Source organism: Geothrix fermentans DSM 14018 (genome assembly GCF_000428885.1).
Lineage (GTDB): Bacteria > Acidobacteriota > Holophagae > Holophagales > Holophagaceae > Geothrix > Geothrix fermentans.
Map to the genome: position 1 here is coordinate 82,250 of NZ_AUAU01000016.1, position 19,861 is coordinate 102,110.

Here is a 19,861-nt window from a genome sequence, read left to right on the forward strand (position 1 = left end):
CTGCCCACCGCTTAGGCGGAGGCATCCCATGAGTAAGAAATTTCAATCCGAGCTACTGAAAAATCGCAGGCGTTCTGCACTAGCCGTTCCACAAACCCAGCCCCAAGAATCGATCAAGCTTGAGCTTGATCCTGATGACCCGGCGGAGTGGTACCTCGACCTCATCGGGGAATGCCTGACGATCCTCAGAGGTAAGCTCAGAGAAGGTCCCAGAGAATGATTCAGGTTCATCGGATGATGACCCAGACACTCTTCCCAATCTCCAAGGCCTTCCGAATTTGACTACTAATATCGGTAGCCTCGGCGGATTGGTTCATTTCATATCGAAGACCAGTCTTGTAGGTCCGAATTTCCGCATGGCCTGACTTGGTTGGATGTAGCACGACGGAAATTGGCTCAAGCACCGGCGGCCTTGGTGGGGCCTCATAAATTCGCTCCGTCGATAATCGCACCCAAGGCACCCCTAGCCGCTCAGAAATTCTGGACTGGCTTTCTCGATCTGTGGTGTACGACCGGTGCTCCCAGGCATAGATGTTTTGCCGGCCCATCCCCAAGTACTTTCCCATCTGAGTCTGATTCAGTCCCCAGGCCTCGCGGATGAATTTCATGTTGTGCGAAATGTAATCAGCAATGCTCAACCCACGCCCTCACGAATTCATGCTCAAAGAATAACGGCGAAAGGGTGGGCTCCGACACCCACCCTCTGTCACCACGTCTGCTCCCGGAAGACTACAGTTCGATGGTCTCATCATCCCAGAACTGAGGGGTGGCCCTGCGCACTTCAACCGTAGAGGGGGAGACCTCATCAATGTCACCGAGGATTTTGATCCTGCCATTGCCGATGCGGATCATGTCTTCCACCGTCAGGGGAGAGGTCGTGTCGACTGTAGAGGGCGATGACAGGGATGGAGGGGTTCTTTTGGCCCCTTGTGATTGAGGCCTCGACATCTCTGGTTCGATCTTAGGAACCCCCTTCATCCCCTCCACCTCCGCCATCCACCCCAAAAATGCCTGGTCCATTGCCTCCTCTTCTGGGTCCTTTATCAGGAGCCACTTTCCCCGGGGACCACCGTACTTTACGGGTTCACCCCCATCCACCGGGCCAGTAGCAGGTAGCTGGTCGAAGCGTCCGCCATCCTGGCACTTTACGAGCATCCAACGGCGCCCACTCTTGTCAGATCCTGGAGCCTGCACGAACTGGCTACCAGCAACCACACGCTCCTTGTACTGGGCCAGCATCTTCCCCACCTGCACAGTGGAAGGGAGATCATCCTTCTTGGCCCCACGACACAGGATCTCCATGGCTTCCACAGCTCCCGCGAACTCGAGGGGAGACTTCTTCACGGCCATGAGGAATTCTGAGGCGAGGTGAGGGCCTCCAGCTGGAAAGGCCATGCCCCAGGCCTCGACTAGGACGCGAAGGGACTCCGACTCGATGTCACCAGACGAAGCGATTTCGGACCTTGCTTCGCAGGGGTCCACATTGCAGACCCAGGCTACTGCACCACGGACGAGCTTGGACCACCCCTCGTAGGATCCGAAGGGCTTCAGTCCCTGGCTTGGACGGCCAGCAGCGATGAAGGCGCGAAGAACCGTCAAAGCCGCTGCCACCAGGGAACCCCTGTTGGCCTTGATGTGGTCCACGAGGTGGGGATGGACGAACCCTCCGCGTTCTTCAGGGCGCTCCAATGGGCTTTTCAACCGGATGGGCACGGTTCTGCGGTTGAGGTCAGCGACCAGAACCACGTTGTTGCCCGTGCCGAACCAGGTGGTGACCAAGGGGAACTCAGGATTACCAGTCCTACCCAGGACTCGTCCCTTGAACGTGTTCGCAGTCAGGACTGCGGCAAAGGGACCATTTCCGAAGGTGCCCGTGATGTTGTCTACTAGCACTAGTGGCGTGCCGTCCTGGGCGACTCCCACGATTCGTTTCTCTTCTTCCTCCTCCCTTGTCGAGTGCGTCATCCTCGGGAAGGTCCGTCCCGTGGCTACGTAGGCGATGGTCTCCATGAGCAGGGTTTTCCCGGTGCCACGTGTGTTCGCATCCGCCAGGAAGAAGGGCACAGGCTCGTCGAGCGCAAGCCGAGCGAACGGAGTCAGGAGGGCAGCCAGGTAGGCAGCCTGATGGCACTCCCCATCAAAGGGGAAGTCCACAGCCAGATCCTTGAGTTTGGCCATCGCTTCTACTGCCTCTGCTTTTGTGGGCTTGTTTTGAACCGAAGGGAAGTCCTGAGGTGGCAGGTAGAGTAGTTGGGAGTTGGCGTCGTAGCCTTCGACCTGGAGCAGGCTCAAGTCAGCACGAAGCACAGGGGTCTCGATGACACCACGAAGCCCAGGGAGCATGGGCCAGGCACCGCGAGCCTGGATGGCCTGGACGACCCATTTCGGAGGACGGATCTCCTCGCTCCTAGGCTCCCCAGCTGCGGTGAACGATGTCCTCTCCCACCTGGCAGCCTCAGACAGCAATTCCTCAAGTCGAGCATCAGGGATGGGCAGGATGATTGGAGCTTCTCCCCTTGAAGCCAGCTTTTCAGGGTCCATTTCGAAGGGCACATGGACCAGCGCACCAGCACGGGTGTAGACCTGGTTCAGGGAACTCAGGGCTTTGATCGCCTCATCCACCACCTTCGGTTCGTCGGTGGTGACTCGGATGGTGGGGCGCTCTGCGATCTTTCTGGTGCAATGCTCTGCCACCACACTTCGACCGGCCAGATCCAGGACATCCTTGAGGCCCCTGTTCTGGCAGGAGTCGTGGAAGCATCCGAACTTCGGCACCCCAGAAGCCGCTTGCCAGAACCAGGCATCCAGGCCCCCATTGTTGGAGTGCTCGGCATCGAAGGGACACTGACACTTGTGCATGTCCTCCTTTCCCTTGACTGGAGGACCGATCTTGCACCCCAGTTCCTGGAGGACACCAACCAGATCGAGGGTCCTCAGGTCAGCTTCGAACCCGTCACACCAGGGTTCCGTGGCTCTGGCCACAGGCCTCTTCGGAGGAGGTGGGAGGGTCCCCATCGGAATCGAGAGAGAGTCCCCCTCAACCTCGATGAACGCAGGTTCGCTTCCCGGCTTGGTGCATGGGAGGTAGTAGAGGCGGGCCACATCCTTGGTGGCAGCGAGATCCAGGGCAGCCCAGTGGGCCTCCAGATCCAGCGCCTTCAGGGCCCAGTCCACTGCCGCTTCCCAGCGAGAGGCAGGCACAGGCTCAGACAGGGGGATGAAGACGCGAAAGCGCGGCCAGGCCTCCGTGTGACTCCAGGTCGAGGCCAGGAAGGCTTGGGTGCCTCTGGCTCGGAGAAGCGAGGCAACCTCCTCCATCATGAGGGGGCGAGGGAGCACCCCCTTCTTCCGGCCTGTATCGGCAGTAGGATCTGGCTCGGAAATGCTGTTGTCCACATCAAGGACGAGCATCGTGAGCCATTGAGCGTTCACACGGCTTCGCGTGGTATTCGCAGCGAAGATTGTGGGGCTGATCCCACCGGCCTGGTTCTTGACAGCGCATACCCTTGGTTGGCGGAGGTGGTTGACCAGTTCGGGCCAGGTCGTGACGGACGGCTTGGGATGGATGTCCGTCACGCCGGAGAAGGCGCTCACAGACAGGGCGGTGGGAGAGTGGTGCATTGACATGGAGATCTCCATCAGGAAGTCCCATCGGGGACAGATGGTTCAATGCGCGTCAAAAGGGGTGCAAACGCGAAATATATTAAAATTATTTTTGGCTAATTGTTGTTATATATGACCGTTTTGGTAATTCAGTTTCAAGGACGGTTCACACTCGATGCCAAAGCGGTTCAAGGATGGTCTCGCCAAGTTTGGGGAGGTCTTTCACTACCGGCTTTTGCATCGGGGGAAGCTTTATACGGGGACGACTCGATGTAGGTCCCTGCCTGCCGCCAAGGAATGGCTGACAGCCTTCCGGGATTCTCTGGCCCTCGGTGATGTGGGTTTGAAGCATCGAGCCATCCCCACCTTTGGGGAGCTTGTCACAGAGTGGGTGCGGGCGCAGAAGGGCGTTGTAGGCCAGACCCATTGGCACGATGTGCAGGGAACGGTCCATCGACATTTCAAACCCCTGACCGTCCTCCGGCTGGATGAGGTAACCACAGAGAAGGTCGAAGCGATCCGAACGACCTACCTCCAAACCCGTAGCCCAGGCGGGGCCAACAATGTGCTGAAGCATCTCAACCTGCTTTTCTGTTGGGCCATTCATCGTGGCTACATCAAGGAGAAGCCCTACCGCGTGAAGAAGCTCAAGGTTCAGAAACGCCCCAGGGCAGTCCTCGGCTCAAACCAGGTGGCCGACTTTCTCCGGGTTGTAGACAAATCCCGGAACCCTCACGTGAAAACGGCGATCAGACTCATGCTGGGCCTTGGACTTCGAGAAGCCGAGGCCCTCGGAGCAAGATGGGAATGGATAGACTGGGCGCGAAAAATCTACACCCCGGGGCGAACGAAGGGAAAAGAAGCTGACCCTCTCCCCATCCCAGACTGGCTCCATGAGCATCTCCTGCAAACGACTCAGCCCCAGATGGAAGGCTGGATTCTACCGGCCCCCGATGGAAAACCACACCGCCCCAGATTCACCTGTAAGTCCATCGAACGCGCCGGGCGGAAAATTGGTGTCCCCGGTCTCACGCCACATCGAATGCGCGCAACCTTCGCCACGCTTCATAGCGAGCATGGGACCCCAATTCAGACCATTCAGCGAATGCTCCGGCACAAACAAGTCGAGACCACGGCGATCTATCTTGAGTCCTCTACCGAAGCCATGCGATTGGCTCAGGATCGTGTTTCGTCAGGTATGGGGCTAGGAAGTTCGAGTGTGGGCCAGACAGAGAGTGCTTCCAACGTGGAAAGGTTCGTGAGAGTAGGAGCCTGACAATCTTACAAGGCTCCCTTGAGTTACTTTGCCGAGCCCAGGACTTGAAGGTTTCTAGGGTCGATAAGTTGGTAAAGAGGGGCCTTTCTTATGATCAGCCCTTCTATTCGAATTATTCGATCACTGTTATGAGCTTGGACTACCTTCTGGTATTCGACCGGGTTCAATACCACTTGTACTCGCCTAATTTGCTTTGGGATAGGCTCCCACATGATGGTAATCATCCGCTTACGATCTTTTTCGGTTTTTGCAAAATCCCCATATACCTTGTGAAGATCAGAAACCACACCCGTCACAACTTGGTACGCAGGGGTTTCCTGTAATTGCAATTGCTTGGAGGCCATTTGGAGAAAAGGTTTTGCCTCAGGGGTGAGGAAGATCGGCTTGCTGAGAAAGTCAGCTCCTTCCGCCATTTTCCACCGCGAGGACCATTCAAATTCGTACTCTAGTTCCAGATTCGATTGCTTGCCCCAAAGGGATGCCATGGAGTCGCAGAGCCTTCGGCTGACGCCAAAATACGATTCCTCGACCAGCGGAGCGATGTCTTTCGATTCTGTAGCTTGAGAGACAGCAGATATCTCTCTAGCTATTCGTTCGATCACTCTTCGCTCGAAAGGGACCTGTGGAGTTTGGTCGCCTTGATGAATGGCAGTTCCTAAATCCTCCTGGATCGAGTCGGGCAGCGGAGTGAAAACGGTGAATCCAAAACTCCCTGGAAAAGTATGACCCAGCCTGCTCATCTCCCCGAAGGGTGGAAGCTTAGTCTTCTGCTGCAAGGTCATAGATTTCTCTATTCGATTTGCATCATTCCCGATCGAGATAAAGGAATCTAACACCTTTGTTGCTGTTCCAATTGGTATCGAATCTGCACGGCGACTCGGAACCTTTTTCCGGATGATGTCGGAATTCATTGCGACGAGGTTCTTAGCTAATTGTTCTTTGCTAGATTCGTAGTAGCTTGACAGGACACCCAGTGCCGTTTCAATTAGCGGATGGGAGTCAAATACTTCACTCCGAGTCGGAAGTAAAATATTTATTGGTTCTCCAAAATCATCCATTTCAGGTGAAATAAAGCTTTCACACCTTCGATCATTCGAAGGTTGCTTTCTCCATCCCTTTACTACAAGGTAAGTCCCAAGTTCTTCAGAGCCCACAATCAGGTCGCCAACTCGAACATATGCACTCATGTCAGTGCCTCCCGGCGCTTTACCTTGCCAAGAAGGATGCTCAGTGATTCCGGTGTTACAAGATTCTCCTTAGGAATCTGGAGCCGGTGGAACCCTTTGTTTGAAGCTAATGAGGTTTCCCCGACAAAATACCAGTAACAGCATTTCCGCATAACAAGCTGTGATTCATCGAAACTTGTCCAGGCATCGGAATCAGGTGGCAAGCAATACAGCAATAAGATAATTTGTGAAAAATGCAGGCTGTTTTGGTGAGCCATCTTGTTAAAGGCTTGTCGAGTGATCTTGTATTCAATGAATGGGCCTGTATCCCGCCATTTACGTGTGGACTTCAACTGATAGTGGAGTTCACAACCTGTCGGTACTGGCCTCCCTCCCATCATTGTCAGAAGAGAAAACCGGCCATCGATTCCGTAGTCGTACACATCTTCTTGAATAGGGCCGAGGTTGACCCTTACCCGACTGGCGAGTGCGTGAACATAGGCTCTGTTCAGCATTTCCATCGAATGCGGTTCGGTGATCACCGAGGGACTCCCTTGGGCTTGGGCTGGCTGGAGCGTAACAACCCGGACCTTCCATCGGCAAGCGGGGCGTGTGCCCTCACCCTTGTTTCAGATCGACCCCTTGAGGTTTCTCAGGGCCAACTTTTCGAGGCGGGTATGCGGGCAAATCGCCCTGACACAGGACAAACTTGAAAATCGCGCCAAGTGGAGTTCATACAAGTCCACCGAAACAAACGGTTGATCCTCAGTGAACCTTGGCTTCCTTAGCCAACGGGCTGAATTCGGAGGCCGCCGAAGGACTCTGAGGAGGGGGTTCCTGGTCCTCAGATCGCCGGGCACCTCGAAGCATGAACGGTGAACCTCGTTGTCAAATTCGTCTCCAAATCGGCGCAAACTGGCGCCTGCATTGGGCTCTTGGATGGCATGGGAAGCGTCTTGCGCCCACTTGTTGCCGACGGGGGGCATCGAACCTGAAAGAATTAAGCCCTCCAGATTCATCATCTAGAGGGCTCATCTGTTGGTGTACCCGACTGGAATCGAACCAGCGACCTTTGGCTTCGGAGGCCAACGCTCTATCCAACTGAGCTACGGGTACTGCGGCCTTCCATCATGCCTTCGATCAGGCATGGGTTCAAGGTTGGGGCTCCGGGACGTGGATTCTCACGCCCCGTGGTATCGGAGGCCAACGACCCTCAGCCCGGCCCGGCCACGGTGCGCCGGCGGACGCTGCCGTTGGCCTGGGCGAAGTAGCGGCGGACGCCCCGGGTGATGGCGTCGGCCACCTTGGCGCGGAAGGCCGCGTCCTTGAGCTTGGCCTCCTCCTTGGGATTGGAGATGAAGGCCACCTCCACGAGGACCGCGGGCATGGCGGCGCCACGCAGGACGATGAAGGGGGCCTGCTTGACGCCGCGTTCCTTGATGCCCGCCAGGCGGTTCAGCTGGCCCTGGATGGCAACGGCCAGCCGCTCGGAGTCCTGGAGAAAGGCCTTCTGGGCCAGGTCGTCCAGGATGCTCGCCACCACGCTGTCCGCACTGGGGGGGGCCTCCCCGGCCCCGGCGTTCTCCGCGGCCACCACCTCGTCGTCATCCCCCTTCCCCAGGCTCAGGAAGTAGACCTCCGAGCCCTTGGCGGACCGGGTGCGCGCGGCGTTCAGGTGGAGGCTGATGAAGAGGTCCGCACCCTGGGCATTGGCGGTCTTGGCCCGGTCCCAGAGGGGGATGAAGGTGTCGTCTCCGCGGGTGAGGATGGCCTCGAAGCCCGCGGCCTCGAGCCGGGTCGCCACGGCCCGGCCGATCTCCAGGGCAGCCGCCTTCTCCTTCAGCCCCTTGGGACCCTTGGCCCCGCTGTCGTCGCCGCCATGCCCGGGATCCACCATGACCTTCAGGCGCGGGGGATGGACCGCGGCGCCCGCGGGTTTGGGACTTTGGCCCCAGGACAGTAGGCTGAAGGTGGCGAGCGGCAGGATGCTCAGGAGTCGGATCATGGCCCAGTCGGTGAAAGGCATGCGGGATCTGTTCGGGGCGGAGCTGCGCTGGTTCCAGCATATCGAGGAAACCGCCCGACGCGTGTTCGGCCGCCACGGCTACGGGGAGATCCGCACGCCGATCCTCGAGGAACTCGATGTCTTCAAACGCAGCGTAGGGGAAAGTTCCGACATCGTGAACAAGGAGATGTACGAGTTCACGGACCGGGGCGGCCGCCAGGTCGTCATGCGCCCGGAGAACACCGCCGGCGTGGTGCGGGCCGCCATCCAGCACAAGCTGCTGGCCTCCAGCGATCCCGTGTTGCTCTACTACATCGGCCAGCAGTTCCGCTACGAGCGCATGCAGACCGGCCGCTACCGCCAGTTCTGGCAGATCGGCGCCGAGAGCTTCGGCGTGGCCACGCCCGAGAGCGAGGCAGAGAGCCTGCTCATGCTCCACAGCTTCCTGAAGGAACTGGGGCTGAAGCAGATGGTCTTCTCCATCAACAGCGTGGGCACGCCCGAGTCGCGGCCCGCGTTCTATGAGGCCTTCCGGGCCTTCTTCGCCGAACGTCAGGATCGGTTCTGTTCCGACTGCCACCGGCGGATCCAGTCCAATCCGCTGCGCGTATTGGACTGCAAGAATGAAAGCTGTCAGGCGGCTTTGGAGGGCCACCCGGTCATCACGGACTACCTGGACGAGGGCTCAGCGAAGCACCACGCGCGGCTGAAGGTCCTGCTCACGGAGCTGGGGATTCCCTTCGAGGAGAATCCCCGCCTGGTGCGCGGCCTGGACTACTACACCCGCACGGCCTTCGAGCTGCTCAGCTCCGACCTCGGCGCCCAGAGCGCCCTGCTGGGCGGCGGGCGCTACGACCTGCTGGTGAAGCACCTGGGCGGCCCCGATGTGCCCGCCTTCGGCTGGGCCATCGGCCTGGACCGCCTGGCCATGGTGCTGCAGCAGATCCGCGGCGAGGCCCCGCACGCCGCGCCCGCCCTGCTCATCCCCCTGGGCGAGCGGGCCACGGGGGAGGCCTTCAAGCTGGCGCGCCGGCTCTGGGACGCGGGCCTGGCCCTGCAACTGGAGACCCGGGGCGGAGCCCTCAAGAAGGCCATGGCCACGGCCAACCGCACCGGCGTGCAAACCGTGCTCATCCTGGGCGACGGCGAGCTCGACGGTGGCACCCTCACCGTCAAGCACATGGCCACCGGGGAGCAGGAGAGCTGGCCGCTGGCCGAGGTGGCCGCCCGGCTGGCCAAATCCTGACTGGCATGGTAAGGTAATCCCTTCGTGATCGCAGGCGACCCCGGTCTCCGCCTCTTCTCAGTCCGAATACCCCCTTTTCCGCCCTGACCGGGCCCCCGGACACCTTCCGCGGGCGGGCCCTTCCAGGAGCGACCATGTCCTTCGAAACCCTCGGGCTGATGCCCGAGCTGCTGCGCGCTGTGCGCGAGCAGGGCTACGAAACCCCCACCCCCGTCCAGGCCCAGGCCATCCCCCTGGTGCTGGAGGGCCGCGACCTGCTGGCCCGGGCCCAGACCGGCACCGGCAAGACCGCGGGCTTCACCCTCCCGATGCTCCAGCGCCTGGCGCCCCAGGCGAGCACCTCGGCCTCGCCGGCCCGCCACCCCATCCGCGCCCTCATCCTCACGCCCACCCGCGAGCTGGCCCTGCAGGTGGAGGAGAGCGTCCGCGCCTACGGCAAGCACATCCCCCTGCGCTCCACCACCATCTTCGGCGGCGTGAACATCAATCCCCAGACCAAGGCCCTCCGCGCGGGTGTCGAGATCCTGGTGGCCACCCCCGGCCGCCTGCTGGACCACCACCAGCAGGGCAACCTCAACTTCAGCCAGCTCGAGGTGGTGGTGCTGGACGAGGCGGACCGCATGCTCGACATGGGCTTCATCCGCGACATCCAGAAGATCATCGCCCTGCTGCCCGCCAACCGGCAGACCCTGCTGTTCTCCGCCACCTTCACGGACGAGATCAAGCAGCTGGCGTCCAAGTTCCTCAAGAACCCCGCCTCAGTGCAGATCACGCCCCAGAACACCGCCGCCGAGCTCGTGCGCCAGGTGGTCCATCCCGTGGACCGGGAGCGCAAGCGGGCCCTGCTGGCGCACATCATCCAGACCCGCAAGCTCGAGCAAGTGCTGGTCTTCACCCGCACCAAGCACGGCGCCAACCGGCTCTCCGAGCAGCTCGACAAGGACGGCATCTCGTCCATGGCCATCCACGGCAACAAGAGCCAGCCCCAGCGCATCAAGGCCCTGGAGGACTTCAAGAAGGGCGCGGTCCGCGTCCTCGTGGCCACGGACATCGCGGCCCGCGGCCTGGACATCGACCAGCTGCCCCATGTGGTGAACTACGAGCTGCCCCAGGTGCCCGAGGACTACATCCACCGCATCGGCCGCACGGGCCGCGCCGGCGCCGAGGGCGAGGCCCTGTCCCTGGTCTGCGTGGACGAGCACAAGCTGCTGCGCGACATCGAGAAACTCCTGCGCAAGGAGCTGCCCAAGGACGTGATCCAGGGCTACGCCCCGGACCCCAGCATCCCCGCCGAGCCCATCCAGACCGGGCGCCAGGGGGGTGGGGGCGGGCGGGGCCGCGGCCCTGCCCGGGGACCGCGCCCCAGCGCCGGCCAGCCTCCCCGCGGCGAGCGGGGCCGCCATCCCGCCCGTCCCAGCTCCCGGGGGAAGTAGCCTCCCGGGGACAGGGGACGCCCACGGGCATTAAATTGACGTATACCCCTTGACACGAGGGTAGTGCCGACGCAGCATTGTTGCTTATGCAAGAACATGCCGCCGACCCCCTCTCTGACGCTGGCCTCGGAACCCTGGCCGCCGCCGTCCGGCGCGTCCTCAAGCAGGTGATCTGGGCCCGCCTGACGCCCTATGGCCTGAGCCCCCAGCAGTTCTGGGTGATCCTCGTGCTCCTGGAGAAGGGCCCCTCCTCCCTCCACCCGCTGGCCCAGCAGGTGTGGATGGACGACCCCACCGCCAGCCGCGTGGTGAAGGCCATGGTGGGCCGGGGGTGGCTGACCACCAAGCCGGACCCCCGCCACGGGCGCCGCATCCTCATCGACATCGCCCCCAGCGCCCTGCCCATGGCCCGGGAGCTCCAGGGCCTCTCCACGGAGATCCGCGCGGCCATGGTCGCCGGCCTCTCCGCCGAACAGCAGGAGATGATGCAGGGCGGCCTCCGCACCATGATCGGCAACCTGGAGGGGATGTACCTGGCCGCCGCCCAGGTTTCCACCCGGGACAAGGCCCCGGTGCCATGACCGCGCCCCGGCGGGGTACCATCATCACAGCCGCCGCAGCGGTCCCGCCCGCCTCCGCACCACCCCAGCCGGCCGAGCGCCTGGTCGGGATCTCTGCCTGAAGGCCCACGTCCAGACACGCCAGGCCCGGTGCATCCGTGCCCCGCCCCTCCGACCCCCGCTCGAAAAGGCCTCGACTCACGCCATGGACGCCACCGACCCGATCCCGTCCCACCTTTCCGGCGCCGGCCGCCCCATCCTTCTGCGCGGATGGCGCCTCTGGGCCCTCCTGGCCGCCGCCGCGGCCGTCGCCCTGGCCCTCCTGGCCCGGGGCGGGAAGAAGCCAGCCGCCGCGAATCCCGCGGGCGGACGGCCCGTGCCCGTGGTGGTGGCCACGGCCCGGAAGGGGGACATGCCCGTGAGCCTCACGGGCCTCGGCACCGTCACCGCCCTGAACACCGTGACCGTGAAGAGCCGGGTGGATGGCCAGCTGGTGCGCGTGGCCTTCGCCGAGGGGCAGATGGTGCGCCAGGGCGACCTCCTGGCGGAGATCGACCCCCGGCCCTTCCAGGTCCAGCTCATGCAGGCCGAGGGTCAGCTGGCCAAGGACCGGGCCGCCTTCCAGAATGCGCAGGCGGACCTGAAGCGCCTCCAGGGCCTGGTGGCCCAGGGCATCATCTCCCGCCAGCAGCTCGACACCCAGAGCTCCTCCGTCGCCCAGTACGAGGCCACCCTCAAGGCGGACCAGGCCCAGGTGGAGAGCGCCAAGCTGAACCTGACCTACAGCCGCATCACAGCGCCCATCGCCGGCCGCGTGGGCCTCCGCCAGGTGGACGCCGGCAACATGATCCGGGCCTCGGACGCCAACGGCCTGGCGGTCATCGCGCCCATCCAGCCCATCAACGTGCTCTTCTCGGTCCCCGCGGACAGCATCCAGAGGGTGCTCGGCCGGACCGCCAAGGGCGGCAGGCTGCCGGTGGAGGCCTGGGACCGCGACCTCAAGACCCGCATCGCCACGGGCTCCCTCGCGGCCGTCGACAACCAGGTGGATCCCGCCACGGGCACCGTCCGCCTCAAGGCCCTGTTCACCAACGAGGACCGGACCCTCTTCCCCAACCAGTTCGTGAATGCCCGCCTGCTGGTGGACACCCTCCACCAGGTGGTGATCGTGCCCACGGCCGCTGTGCAGCGCAGCCCCCAGGGCGCCTTCGTCTATGTGGCGAAGGCCGACGCCACTGCGGAGATGCGCACCATCGAGGTGCTCGCCACCGATGGCGACGACACCGCACTCAAGCAGGGCGTGGCCCCCGGCGAGACCGTGATCACCGACGGCCTCGAGAAGCTCCGCCCCGGCAGCAAGGTCGCCCTGCCCAAGCCCCCGGCCGCGAAGGGCTGACCCCATGAACCCATCCCGGCCCTTCATCCTCCGGCCGATCGCGACCTCGCTGCTGATGGCCGGGCTGCTCCTGGTGGGCCTCCTGGCCTTCCGCCAGCTGCCGGTCTCGGCCCTGCCCCAGGTGGACTACCCCACCATCCAGGTCGTCACCTTCTATCCCGGCGCCAGCCCCGAGGTCATGGCCTCCGCCATCACCGCCCCCCTGGAGCGCCAGTTCGGCCAGCTGCCCGGCCTGAACCGCATGTCCTCCTCCAGCTCCGGCGGCAGCTCCATCATCACCCTCCAGTTCGTGCTGGACCTGAACATCGACGTGGCCGAACAGCAGGTGCAGGCGGCCGTGAACGCCGCAGGGACCTACCTCCCCCGCGACCTCCCCAATCCGCCCATCTACAGCAAGATCAATCCGGCCGACGCACCCATCCTCACCCTGGCCCTCACCTCGAAGACCCTGCCCCTGTCGAAGGTGGAGGACTTCGCGGACACCCGCCTGGCCCAGAAGATCTCCCAGCTGCCGGGCGTGGGCCTCGTGAGCATCAGCGGCGGCCAGAAGCCCGCCGTCCGCATCCAGGCCAATCCCGGCGACCTGGCCGCCAAGGGCCTCACCCTGGGCGATGTCCGCACGGCGGTGGCCCAGAGCAATGTGAACCAGGCCAAGGGCAGCTTCGACGGCCTGCGGCAGGCCTACGCCATCGGCGCCAACGACCAGCTCCTCTCCAGCGAGGAGTACCGGCCCCTCATCGTGGCCTACCGGAACGGCGCCCCCGTGACGCTGTCCGAAGTGGCCACCGTGAGCGACGACGTGGAGAACGCGCGCCTGGCCGCCTGGAAGAACACCACGCCCGCCGTCATCCTCAACATCCAGCGGCAGCCCGGCGCCAACATCATCGCCGTGGTGGACCGGGTGAAGGACCTGATGCCCCAGCTCCGGGCCTCCCTGCCCGCCGCCGTGGAACTCAACATCCTCACGGACCGCACGGTCACCATCCGCGCCTCGGTGGCGGATGTGGAGTTCGAGCTGATGCTCACCATCGCCCTGGTGGTCATGGTGATCTTCCTGTTCCTGCGCACCCTCGCGGCCACCATCATCCCCAGCGTGGCCGTGCCGCTGTCGCTGGTGGGCACCTTCGGCGTGATGTACCTGCTGGGCTACAGCCTGAACAACCTCACGCTCATGGCGCTCACCATCTCCACGGGCTTCGTGGTGGACGACGCCATCGTGATGATCGAGAACATCATGCGCTACATCGAGGAGGGCGAGCCGCCCCTCCAGGCGGCGTTGAAGGGCTCGGGCCAGATCGGCTTCACCATCCTCTCCCTGACCGTCTCGCTCATCGCCGTGCTCATCCCCCTGCTCTTCATGGGCGACATCGTGGGCCGCCTCTTCCGCGAGTTCGCCGTCACCCTGAGCGTCACCATCCTGGTGTCCGCGGTGGTGTCACTGACGCTGACGCCCATGATGTGCGCCAAGCTGCTGAAGCACACGCCGGCCTCTGAGCAGGGCCGCTTCTACCAGTCCTCGGAGCGGGTCTTCCAGCGCGTCATCGCCTTCTACGGCCGCACCCTCACCTGGGTGCTCAAGCACCAGACCGGCACGCTGGTGGTGGCCCTGGCCACCCTGGCATCCACGGTGCTGCTCTACCTCGCCATCCCCAAGGGCTTCTTCCCCGTGCAGGATACGGGCGTGCTGCTGGGCATCTCCGAGGCCCCCCAGACCGTCTCCTTCCCGGCCATGGCCGAGCGGCAGCAGGCCCTTGCGGCCGAGATCCTCAAGGATCCCGCCGTGGAGAGCCTGTCGTCCTTCATCGGCATCGACGGCACCAACACCACCCTCAACAGCGGGCGCATCCAGATCAACCTCAAGCCCCTCGAGGAACGCGGCCTCAGCGCCACCGAGGTCATCCACCGGCTCCAGCCCGCCCTGGCCAGGATCGAGGGCATCCGGCTCTACCTCCAGCCCGTGCAGGACCTCACCGTGGAGGACCGGGTCAGCCGCACCCAGTACCAGTACACGCTGGAGGACGCGGACCCGAAGGAGCTCAACGAGTGGGTGCCGCGGTTCGCGGAGCGCCTATCGGGGCTGCCGGAGCTGCGGGACGTGGCCAGCGACCTGCAGAACGCCGGCCTCCAGATCCGCATCATCCTCGACCGCGCCACGGCCTCGCGCCTGGGCATCACCCCCCAGATGCTGGACGACGCCCTCTACGACGCCTTCGGCCAGCGGCAGGTCTCCACCATGTTCACCCAGCTGAACCAGTACCGCGTGGTGCTGGAGGCCCGGCCCGGCCAGTACCAGCGGCCCGAGGATCTCCAGGCCCTCTACGTGCGCTCGGCCTCCGGAGGCTCCGTGCCCCTCGGCGCCTTCACCCGCATCGAGACCGTCCCCGCCCCTCTCGCCGTGAACCACCAGGGCCAGTTCCCCACGGCCACGGTGTCCTTCAACCTGGCCCCCGGCGCATCTCTGGGCGACGCCGTGAAGGCCATCCAGCGGGTCCGCCAGGACATCGACCTGCCCCCCAGCATCAAGGCGGGCTTCCAGGGCACGGCCCAGGCCTTCGGCGCCTCGCTCTCGAACACGCCCTTCCTCATCCTCGCGGCGGTGCTGACGGTCTACATCCTGCTGGGTGTGCTCTACGAGAGCTACATCCACCCGGTGACGATCCTCTCCACCCTGCCCTCGGCCGGCGTGGGCGCCCTGCTGTCCCTGATGATCTGCCGGACGGACTTCAGCGTCATCGCCCTCATCGGCATCATCCTGCTCATCGGCATCGTGGAGAAGAACGCCATCATGATGATCGACTTCGCCCTGGAGGCCGAGCGCAAGGACGGCCTGCCGCCGGAGGAGGCCATCTACCAGGCCTCCCTGCTGCGCTTCCGGCCCATCATCATGACCACCATGGCGGCCCTGCTGGGCGGCGTGCCCCTGGCCCTGGGAAGCGGCGTGGGCGCCGAGCTGCGGCGGCCGCTGGGCATCGCCATCGTGGGCGGCCTCATCTTCAGCCAGATCCTCACGCTCTACACGACGCCGGTGATCTATCTGGCCTTCGACCGGCTGGCCCGACGCGTGCGCCACTGGCGCGGCGCGCGTATGGCTTCGCCAGAAGAACAGGAATCATGACCTTCCTCGCACCCTCCATGCCATGCCGCCGCCCTGGCGGCGGCATGCTCCAGGCGGAACGCCTGGAGCCGGCGGAAGCATGAGCATCTCCACCCCCTTCATCCGCCGCCCGGTGGCCACCACGCTGCTGACGGTGGCCCTGGCCCTGCTGGGCGCCATCGCCTACCAGTTCCTGCCGGTCTCGCCCCTGCCCCAGGTGGAGTTCCCCACCATCCAGGTGTCGGCCAACCTGCCGGGGGCCAGCCCGGAGACCATGGCCTCCTCGGTGGCGACGCCCCTGGAGCGCCAGTTCGGGCGCATCGCGGGCATCACGGAGATGACCTCGGCCAGCTCCCTGGGGTCCACCAACATCACCCTCCAGTTCGACCTCAGCCGCAACATCGACGCGGCGGGCCGGGACGTGCAGGCGGCCATCAACGCTGCGCGCGGCGACCTGCCCTCGAACCTGCCGAACAATCCCTGGTACCGCAAGGTGAACCCGGCGGATTCGCCCATCCTCATGCTGGCGCTGACCTCGAACATGATCCCCCGGGAGCGCATGTACGACGTGGCCTCCTCAGTGCTCCAGCAGAAGCTGTCCCAGATCCAGGGCGTGGGCCAGGTCTTCGTGTGGGGCGGCGCGCTGCCGGCGGTGCGGGTGGACGTGAACCCGGCGGCGCTGAACGCCCAGGGCATGGCGCTGGAGGACGTCCGTCTCGCCATCGCCGCGGCCAACATCAACCGGCCGAAGGGGGACATCTCCAGCCCCACCACCACCTGGTCCCTGGCCACCACGGACCAGCTCATGAAGGCGGCGGACTACCAGCCCCTCATCGTGCGGTACCGGAACGGCAATGCGGTGCGCCTGTCGGACGTGGCCCAGGTCACGGACTCCGTGGAGAACGTCCGCAACCGCGGCCTCTCGAACGGCGTCCCCGCCATCATCATCCCCATCTTCCGCCAGCCCGACGCCAACATCATCGACACCGTGGACCGGGTGCGGGCCATCCTGCCCCAGCTCCAGGCCTCGCTGCCCCCCACCATCGAGCTGAAGGTCCTCATCGACGCCACCCGCACCATCCGCGCTTCGGTGAAGGACGTGCAGCTGGCCATGGGCATCTCCATCGGGCTGGTGATCCTGGTGGTGTTCGTCTTCCTGCGCAGCGTGCGGTCCACCCTCATCCCCAGCGTGGCAGTGCCCATCTCCCTCATCGGCACCTTCGGCGCCATGTACATGCTGGGCTACACCATCGACAACCTGTCGCTCATGGCGCTCACCGTGGCCACGGGCTTCGTGGTGGACGACGCCATCGTGGTGGTGGAGAACATCACGCGCCACCTCGAGGAGGGCATGCAGCCCATGGAGGCGGCCCTCCACGGCGCCAAGGAGATCGGCTTCACGGTGGTGTCCATCAGCATCTCGCTGATCGCCGTGTTCATCCCCATCCTGCTCATGGGCGGCATCGTCGGCCGGCTGTTCCGCGAGTTCGCGGTGACCCTCTCCGTGGCCATCGTGGTGTCCATGGTGGTGTCCCTCACCACCACGCCCATGATGTGCTCGCGCCTGCTCCGGCCCCACGGGGAGGAGCGGCACGGCCGGATCTTCATGGCCACGGAGCGCGCCTTCCAGTGGATCATGCGGCACTACGAGACCTCGCTGGCCTGGGTGCTGCGGCATCAGCGCTTCACCCTGGGGCTGGCCCTGGGCACCATGCTGGCCACGGTCGGCCTCTACATCGTCATCCCCAAGGGCTTCTTCCCCCAGCAGGACACGGGGCGCCTCACGGGCTCCATCCAAGCGGCCCAGGACATCTCCTTCGCCGGCATGGAGAAGCTGATGACCGGCTACGTGGCCATCGTGCAGGCCGATCCCGCGATCGAGAGCGTCACCGCCTTCATCGGCGGCGGCAACACGGGCCGCATGTTCTGCTCGCTGAAGCCCAACGATCAGCGCAAGGAGACCGCCGATCAGGTCATCGCCCGCCTGCGCGGTAAGACCGCCCACCTCCCCGGCGGCACCCTCTACATGCAGCCGGTCCAGGACATCCGCATCGGCGGCCGTCCCTCCAGCTCCCAGTACCAGTACACGCTCCAGGGCGACGATGCCCGGGAGCTGTTCGACTGGGCCCCGAGGGTGCTCCAGAAGCTTCGCACCGTGCCCCAGCTGGCGGACGTCAACTCCGACCTCCAGAACAAGGGCCTGGAGGCTTCGCTGGTCATCGACCGCCCCACGGCCTCGCGCCTGGGCATCACGCCCCAGGCCATCGACAGCACCCTCTACGACGCCTTCGGCCAGCGCTTCGTCTCCACCATCTACACCACCCTGAACCAGTACCACGTGGTGATGGAGGTGGACACGCCCTTCATGCAGACCCCGGACGGCCTACGCCACACCTACGTGCGGGCCGCCTCAGGGGACCTGGTGCCCCTCAGCGCCTTCACCACCCTGCAGCGGCGGAACACGGCCCTGTCCGTGAACCACCAGGGCCAGCAGCCCTCCGTGACGCTCTCCTTCAACCTGCCTCCCGGCGTGGCCCTGGGCGACGCCGTGGCGGCCATCGACGCGGCCCAGCAGGACATCCGGCTGCCAGGCTCCATCCGCGGCAGCTTCATGGGCACGGCCCAGGCCTTCAAGGCCTCGCTGTCCAACCAGCCCCTGCTGCTGGCGGCGGCGCTGCTGGTGGTCTACATCGTGCTGGGCGTGCTGTACGAGAGCCTCATCCACCCGCTGACCATCCTCTCGACGCTGCCCTCCGCGGGCGTGGGGGCCCTCCTGGCCCTGCTGGCCTTCCGCACGGAGCTGAGCGTCATCGCCTTCATCGGCATCATCCTGCTCATCGGCATCGTGAAGAAGAACGCCATCCTCATGATCGACTTCGCCATCGAAGTGGAACGCCGGGAGGGCAAGACCCCCGAGGAATCCATCTTCCAGGCCTGCCTGCTGCGCTTCCGGCCCATCACCATGACCACCATGGCGGCCCTGCTGGGCGGCCTGCCCCTGGCCATCGGCATGGGCACCGGCTCCGAGCTGCGGCAGCCCCTGGGCATCGCCATCGTGGGCGGCCTCCTCTTCAGCCAGCTGCTGACCCTCTACACCACCCCCGTGATCTACCTCTACATGGACCGGGTCCGGCTGCGGTGGGAGCGGTACCGGGCCTCCCGGCGGGCCCTGGCCGCCGCCACCGAGCCCTGAGGGCACCTTGGCCCCGGGCGACTGGTCCATGGAAGCGCCACACCCCTCCCGCAGCGGCCTTCCTCTGGGCCTGAAGGTGGCGATGGGGGTCCTGGCCATCCCCGTTTTCCTCGCGCTCTTCCTCCTCGGCCAGTCCAAGACCGTCGAGGCCCAGGCCTGGCCCGTGATCCGCAGGATCAACCTGCGGCTGCAGACCGACGACGGCGCGGCGGGGCTCTACCGGGCCAATCCCGCCCTGGCGCGGACCTACCCCACCGAGGACGCGTTCCTCGATCAGGTGCGGGCCCACCGGGCCTCCTTCGCCAGCCTGCCGGACCTGCCGCCCAAGGCTGACCGCTACGAATGCCATGCGGGACCCAACGGGTTCCGGGCCTCCGTGCAGGGCTCTGACGAATCCTGGGCCACCTTCGAGGTGAGGCAGAACATCCTCTTCGAGAAGGTCCCAGGGGAAGGCGTACTCCGCCTGGAGTTCTCGCCCACCAAGGAGCCCAATGCCCGGGAACGGAGGGCCCGGCGAAGGGCCGAGGCCAGCCTGGACTGGCAGCGCTACCGGGATATCTGCGCCCTGCTCGCCTCGGAGGACGGCACCCGGTCCCTCTGGCGCCGGGAACCCGGCCTCCACGCCGCTTTCCCTCGCGAGGACGGGCTGCTCTCCTTCGCGGCGGCGACCCGGCCGCACCTCCACCCTCTTCCGGATTCGGATCGACTGTCCCAGGTGCGCCTGCTCCGGCAGGTCCGGGACCACACCGTGCGTCTGGGCTACCCCTTTCAGACCGGAACCCTGACCGCCGTCTGGACCGAGGGCCGGCTCACCGGCCTGGAATTCACCCCCCGGTAACCGCCCCCGGAGCCGCTCCGCTTGAGCCCCGCCTCCCCGGATGCGATCCTG

The 19,861-nt window shown here is 64.5% G+C and carries 13 protein-coding genes and 1 tRNA gene; 9 read left to right on the forward strand and 5 right to left on the reverse strand.

The annotated features are described in order from the left end of the window. Nucleotides 1-28: 28 nt before the first annotated feature. Nucleotides 29-220 carry a hypothetical protein gene (locus tag G398_RS21030; RefSeq protein WP_169720626.1) on the forward strand — a complete coding sequence of 64 codons (192 nt, stop codon included), beginning with the start codon at nucleotides 29-31 and terminating at the stop codon, nucleotides 218-220. 509 nt (nucleotides 221-729) lie between these two features. On the opposite strand, the gene G398_RS19480 is transcribed toward G398_RS21030, so the two are convergent. Next, nucleotides 730-3,174, reverse strand: a complete 2,445-nt coding sequence (locus G398_RS19480; RefSeq protein WP_169720627.1) for a hypothetical protein — start codon at nucleotides 3,172-3,174, stop codon at nucleotides 730-732. Between the two features lie 604 nt (nucleotides 3,175-3,778). Here G398_RS19480 and G398_RS20240 point away from each other — a divergent pair. After that, the gene (locus tag G398_RS20240) at nucleotides 3,779-4,879 is read left to right on the forward strand and encodes a tyrosine-type recombinase/integrase (protein ID WP_084512151.1); all 1,101 of its coding nucleotides are present in this window, start codon (nucleotides 3,779-3,781) and stop codon (nucleotides 4,877-4,879) included. Nucleotides 4,880-4,902: 23 nt separating this feature from the next. Here the strand turns inward: G398_RS20240 and G398_RS20705 are convergent, their stop codons facing one another. From G398_RS20705 to G398_RS16885, 4 genes are all read right to left on the reverse strand, one after another. Continuing rightward, the gene (locus G398_RS20705) at nucleotides 4,903-6,066 is read right to left on the reverse strand and encodes a hypothetical protein (RefSeq protein ID WP_157492316.1); all 1,164 of its coding nucleotides are present in this window, start codon (nucleotides 6,064-6,066) and stop codon (nucleotides 4,903-4,905) included. Continuing rightward, complete coding sequence (locus G398_RS20245; protein ID WP_084512154.1) at nucleotides 6,063-6,587, reverse strand: DUF4365 domain-containing protein; 525 nt, start codon at nucleotides 6,585-6,587, stop codon at nucleotides 6,063-6,065. Before G398_RS20245 ends, G398_RS20705 begins: the two co-directional genes overlap by 4 nt. A gap of 497 nt (nucleotides 6,588-7,084) precedes the next feature. Continuing rightward, nucleotides 7,085-7,161, reverse strand: a tRNA-Arg gene (locus G398_RS0106915). Nucleotides 7,162-7,258: 97 nt separating this feature from the next. Next, nucleotides 7,259-8,050 (reverse strand): N-acetylmuramoyl-L-alanine amidase family protein, encoded by a 792-nt coding sequence (locus tag G398_RS16885; protein WP_052571634.1) that lies wholly within the window; start codon nucleotides 8,048-8,050, stop codon nucleotides 7,259-7,261. On the opposite strand from G398_RS16885, the gene hisS reads away from it, so the two are divergent. From hisS to G398_RS0106955, 7 genes are all read left to right on the forward strand, one after another. Next, nucleotides 8,049-9,296: a histidine--tRNA ligase gene (gene hisS, locus G398_RS0106925; RefSeq protein WP_026853056.1), complete on the forward strand. Its 1,248-nt coding sequence runs from the start codon at nucleotides 8,049-8,051 to the stop codon at nucleotides 9,294-9,296. The genes G398_RS16885 and hisS overlap by 2 nt on opposite strands. Before the next feature lie 134 nt (nucleotides 9,297-9,430). Next, on the forward strand, nucleotides 9,431-10,729 hold the full coding sequence (locus G398_RS0106930; protein WP_026853057.1) for a DEAD/DEAH box helicase: 1,299 nt from the start codon (nucleotides 9,431-9,433) through the stop codon (nucleotides 10,727-10,729). 86 nt (nucleotides 10,730-10,815) lie between these two features. Continuing rightward, nucleotides 10,816-11,310, forward strand: a complete 495-nt coding sequence (locus G398_RS0106935) for a MarR family winged helix-turn-helix transcriptional regulator (protein WP_026853058.1) — start codon at nucleotides 10,816-10,818, stop codon at nucleotides 11,308-11,310. A 184-nt stretch (nucleotides 11,311-11,494) separates the two neighbouring features. Further along, a complete protein-coding gene (locus G398_RS16890; RefSeq protein WP_052571630.1) occupies nucleotides 11,495-12,685 on the forward strand; it encodes an MdtA/MuxA family multidrug efflux RND transporter periplasmic adaptor subunit in 1,191 nt (396 codons plus the stop codon). A 4-nt stretch (nucleotides 12,686-12,689) separates the two neighbouring features. Further along, entirely contained in the window at nucleotides 12,690-15,800 is a 3,111-nt protein-coding gene (locus G398_RS0106945; protein WP_026853059.1) for an MdtB/MuxB family multidrug efflux RND transporter permease subunit, read from the forward strand. A 79-nt stretch (nucleotides 15,801-15,879) separates the two neighbouring features. Continuing rightward, on the forward strand, nucleotides 15,880-18,972 hold the full coding sequence (locus G398_RS0106950) for a multidrug efflux RND transporter permease subunit (protein WP_026853060.1): 3,093 nt from the start codon (nucleotides 15,880-15,882) through the stop codon (nucleotides 18,970-18,972). Nucleotides 18,973-18,979: 7 nt separating this feature from the next. After that, a complete protein-coding gene (locus tag G398_RS0106955; RefSeq protein WP_026853061.1) occupies nucleotides 18,980-19,810 on the forward strand; it encodes a hypothetical protein in 831 nt (276 codons plus the stop codon). The last annotated feature ends 51 nt before the right edge of the window (nucleotides 19,811-19,861 follow it).